Genomic DNA, 4,292 nt, shown 5'->3' with positions numbered 1-4,292 from the left:
ATTGATCGTCTTCGCCCGTCGGAGACGGAAAATCACACATCAGCTATCCCTGCCGACACGTCGATTGCCGGGAAGTGCGAATCAATGCGCTTGGTTCGCGATGCGCGAGAAGGAAAAGTTCACCTATGTCTTTAGACACGACCATTACCTACCGTTCGACCTACGCCAAGCTCCAGAGCTGGGTTGACGAAGTAGCCGCCCTCACCAAGCCCGCCGACATCTACTGGTGTGAGGGATCCCCCGAAGAGTGGGTCTCCATCACCGACAAGCTTGTCGAGGCAGGGACCTTCAAGCGTCTCAACGCCGATAAGAAGCCCAACTCCTTCTACTGCGCATCCGATCCCAACGACGTCGCACGCGTCGAGGACCGCACCTACATCTGCTCCGTCGACGAGAAGGACGCCGGGCCCACCAACAACTGGATGGCGCCTGACGAGATGAAGAAGACCATGACGGACCTCTACGACGGCTGCATGCAGGGCCGCACGATGTATGTCATCCCGTTCGTGATGGGTCACCTCGAGTCCGACAACCCGATGTTCGGCATCGAGATCACCGACTCCGCATACGTCGTCGCCTCGATGACCGTCATGGCCCGCATCGGCAAGGACGTCCTCAACCAGATCGAAGAGACCGAGGCTGACTACGTCCCCGCTCTCCACTCGTTCGGTGCTCCACTGGCCGAAGGCCAGGCCGACGTGAAGTGGCCGTGCAACGACACCAAGTACATCGTGCAGTTCCCCGAAGAGCGCATGATCTGGTCGTTCGGCTCCTCGTATGGCGGAAACGCCCTCCTCGGCAAGAAGTGCTACGCGCTCCGCATCGCCTCGGTGATGGGTCGTGACAACGGCTGGATGGCCGAGCACATGCTCATCCTGAAGCTCACGAACCCCGAAGGCGTCGTCAAGTACATCGCCGCCGGCTTCCCGAGCGCGTGCGGCAAGACCAACCTCGCGATGGTCGAGCCGACCATCCCGGGTTGGAAGGTCGAGACGATCGGCGACGACATCGCCTGGATCCGTGTCGGTGCCGATGGTCGTCTCTACGCCGTCAACCCCGAGTTCGGTCTCTTCGGTGTTGCACCTGGCACCGGCTGGGACACCAACGCCAACGCGATGCGCACCATCGAGCAGGGCAACTCGGTCTTCACCAACGTTGCTCTGACCGACGACGGCGACATCTGGTGGGAGGGCATGACGGACGAGCCGCCGGCTCACCTGACCGACTGGAAGGGCAACGACTGGACCCCCGAGAGCACCGAGCTCTCGAGCCACGCCAACAGCCGCTTCTGCACCCCGATCAAGCAGTGCCCGATCCTGGCTGACGAGTACGACGACCCGAACGGCGTCCCGCTCGACGCGATCCTTTTCGGTGGCCGCCGCAAGACGACCATCCCGCTCGTCACCGAGGCCCGCGACTGGACCCACGGAACGTTCATGGGTGCGACGCTCTCCTCGGAGACCACGGCCGCTGCGACCGGTGCCGTCGGCGTTGTCCGCCGCGACCCGATGGCGATGCTGCCGTTCATCGGCTACGACGCTGGTGACTACTTCGGTCACTGGATCAACATGGCCAAGAACAACGACGAGTCGAAGTTCCCCAAGGTCTTCTACGTCAACTGGTTCCGCCGCGACGAAGACGGTGGCTTCCTGTGGCCCGGCTTCGGCGAGAACAGCCGCATCCTCAAGTACGTCATCGACCGCGTCGAGGGCAAGGTTGAAGCTCGCGAGACGCCGATCGGTCTCGTGCCGCCGGCCTCGTCGATCGATACCGACGGACTCGATGTCTCCACCGCTCAGCTCGAAGAGGCGCTCCGCGTCGACGTCGACGAGTGGAAGGCCGAGATCCCGCAGATCAACGAATGGTTCGAGCAGTTCGGCGACACCCTGCCGGCCGTGCTCTGGACTGAGCTCGATGGCCTGAAGGCTCGTCTCGAAGCCTGATCCAGACGAACAAGTGTCCCGGACCTCGGTCCGGGGCGCTTTTCGTTTCTGGCCACCTCAAGTGAGCAGGTTGGCGATCTGCCAGCCAAGAACGATGGCTCCAAGAATGCGTCGGTACGGAGCATCGCCGCGTACGAGCTCATCGAGCCCCCACACGATCAGCGCTCCCGAGCCGACCCAGCGCAGCTCGGTGTCGATCTCGTCGTACGGACTCCAGCGCAGCGCTGTTGCAGCGAAGAACACCCAGAGGGCTGGGTTGGGGAACTGGAAGAGCACCGTCTTGCCGGTGTCCCCATTCCGCACCCACCAGTCGACGCCCAACTCAATCAGGCCAGGTCGTCGAAGATGCGCTTGTCGTGGGCGTTGAACACGGTCACGCCTTCTTCACCATTGAGCCGTGAGAGCGTCGCGTGGTTGCCGGCGAGCTTCTTGCCGTCCTGCGCCATGACCTTCTCGAAGGCGCGAAGCTTGCGGATCTTGCCCAGCGTCTTGCCGGAAGGCGCCGTCGGCGCATAGGAGCTCGCATCGAAGACTGCGTCACCAGCGTGGAACAGGACTCCCCCTCCATCGGGCTCGACAGCCACAGCCGCGTGCCCCTTGGTGTGTCCGGGCATCGGCACATACGTGATCCCGGGCAGGACCTCGATGCCGCTCAGCCCGAACTTCCACCCATCGCCCGGGCCGGCGTGTGTCTCGAACCGTGGGCCGTGCGCCCATTGCTTCTGCGAGTAGCGCTGCTTGGACATGAAGTCAGGGTTGGCCACAGCCCAGTCGTGCTCATCGGCGGTCGTATGCACGACGGCGTCGGGGAAGTCGGAAACTCCGCCGATGTGGTCGAAGTCCATGTGGGTCAGCACGATGTGCGTGACATCAGACAACGAGTGACCGCGTGCCTCAACCTGCGTGGCGGCGGTCTCTGCGTCAGCGCGAGCCGGGCGGGTCAGGAACCGTGCGGGCCCCATTCGCCTCGGATCGGCGAAGTCTGCACGACCGAGGCCGCTGTCGACCAGCACCAGTCCGTCATTGGTCTCGCACAACAGCACATGACAGACGATGGGCGACATCGTCGGTGGGTTCATCGTTCCGCAGTTCAGGTGGCTAACGCGCATACGCTGAATCCTGACGGATCGAATCGCGTGCCGTCGAGAAACGAGGCGATCCAATGGATTCGACGCTGATTCATTCCTGGCCCTTCTGGGCAGGCCTCTCGGCCTTCTTCGCGGCGCTGACGGCGATCTTCGCGAAGGTCGGCGTCAAGGACGTCGACTCCGACGTTGCGACATTCATTCGTACGATCGTCATCCTCGTGACGCTCGGCTTCATCCTCGTGGTTCTCGGGAAGTTCCACTCGCCGGGGCCACTCACGACCAAGACATGGGTGTTCCTGATCCTGTCCGGGCTGGCGACCGGGGCCTCCTGGATCTGCTACTTCCGGGCGCTCAAGCTTGGACCCGCCTCGTTGGTGGCACCGGTCGACAAGCTCAGCGTCGTCCTCGTCGCGATCTTCGGTGTCACCTTGCTCGGAGAACACCTGCAGCCCAAGCAATGGATCGGTGTCGTCCTGGTGGGCGCAGGAGCAGTGTTGTTGGCCTGGACCTAGCGGCCCGGCGTGAGGCGGCGGAGCGAGCTCCGCCACGATCGCCACGCAGAAGGACCAGCCACGTTGCGCGGCTGGTCCTTCGAGCATTGCTTGTTGCGTTTACGGCGGAGGTGGCGAGATTTGAACTCGCGAGAGGTTTAAACCTCAACCCGCTTAGCAGGCGGGCGCACTAGGCCACTATGCGACACCTCCCCGCCGCCCGTCGAAACAGGCAACCGGAACAGGATACCGACCACAAGGCGTCCCCGACGAATCGGGACAGGAGTCAGCTCGGGTTGAAGCGGGTGTAGCCGTTCGCGGTGTTGAGTCGGTCGTAGATGTCGCGTACGAGTTCCTCACCGCGCGGGCCGACATACGCGAGCGGGAAGCTCAGAATCGTCTCGTCCCCGCGGGTGAAATAGAGCCGACCGTCGGCGTGATCAACGCCCTCGACCTCGGACCAGGGCAGCGAGATCCGTCGGACCGTCAGCCGCCCGCCAACGCGCACGTTCGCTTCGGCTGTGCGGACGACAACCGGAGGCCAGACCGCCATCGTCACAGCGTTGATCAGAAGCAGCACAGCAAGCCCCGCGAAGAGCCACGACCAAACGCCGGGCAGCAGGAAGGCGCCAACAGTGAACGTCCCAAGCGTCATCACATTGATGCCGAGGGAGCGCAGGACGAAGCGACGATCGAGACGGTAGTTCATAGAGCAGAGGGGGCGGGATTCGAACCCGCGGCTGACATTGCTGCCAGCGAGCGCTTTCAAG

General features: G+C 63.3%; 5 protein-coding genes and 1 tRNA gene. 2 read left to right on the top strand and 4 right to left on the bottom strand.

Going from position 1 to position 4,292, the window contains the following annotated elements:
- Positions 1 to 125 precede the first annotated feature (125 nt).
- The gene (locus V6M39_RS09105) at positions 126 to 1,943 is read left to right on the top strand and encodes a phosphoenolpyruvate carboxykinase (GTP) (protein WP_332643503.1); all 1,818 of its coding nucleotides are present in this window, start codon (positions 126 to 128) and stop codon (positions 1,941 to 1,943) included.
- A 57-nt stretch (positions 1,944 to 2,000) separates the two neighbouring features.
- On the opposite strand, the gene V6M39_RS09100 is transcribed toward V6M39_RS09105, so the two are convergent.
- Positions 2,001 to 2,264: a hypothetical protein gene (locus V6M39_RS09100; protein WP_332643502.1), complete on the bottom strand. Its 264-nt coding sequence runs from the start codon at positions 2,262 to 2,264 to the stop codon at positions 2,001 to 2,003.
- 5 nt (positions 2,265 to 2,269) lie between these two features.
- On the bottom strand, positions 2,270 to 3,052 hold the full coding sequence (locus V6M39_RS09095) for an MBL fold metallo-hydrolase (RefSeq protein ID WP_332643501.1): 783 nt from the start codon (positions 3,050 to 3,052) through the stop codon (positions 2,270 to 2,272).
- Positions 3,053 to 3,105: 53 nt separating this feature from the next.
- On the opposite strand from V6M39_RS09095, the gene V6M39_RS09090 reads away from it, so the two are divergent.
- Positions 3,106 to 3,543, top strand: coding sequence for an EamA family transporter (locus tag V6M39_RS09090; RefSeq protein ID WP_332643500.1), 438 nt, complete (start codon positions 3,106 to 3,108; stop codon positions 3,541 to 3,543).
- A 105-nt stretch (positions 3,544 to 3,648) separates the two neighbouring features.
- On the opposite strand, the gene V6M39_RS09085 is transcribed toward V6M39_RS09090, so the two are convergent.
- Positions 3,649 to 3,735, bottom strand: a tRNA-Ser gene (locus tag V6M39_RS09085).
- A 73-nt stretch (positions 3,736 to 3,808) separates the two neighbouring features.
- Positions 3,809 to 4,292: hypothetical protein (locus tag V6M39_RS09080; RefSeq protein ID WP_332643499.1), on the bottom strand; the 484-nt coding region annotated here is incomplete at its 5' end.

The sequence above is a fragment of the Aeromicrobium sp. genome (genome assembly GCF_036675695.1).
Lineage (GTDB): Bacteria > Actinomycetota > Actinomycetes > Propionibacteriales > Nocardioidaceae > Aeromicrobium.
This window is presented reverse-complemented; position numbering and strand designations above follow the sequence as displayed.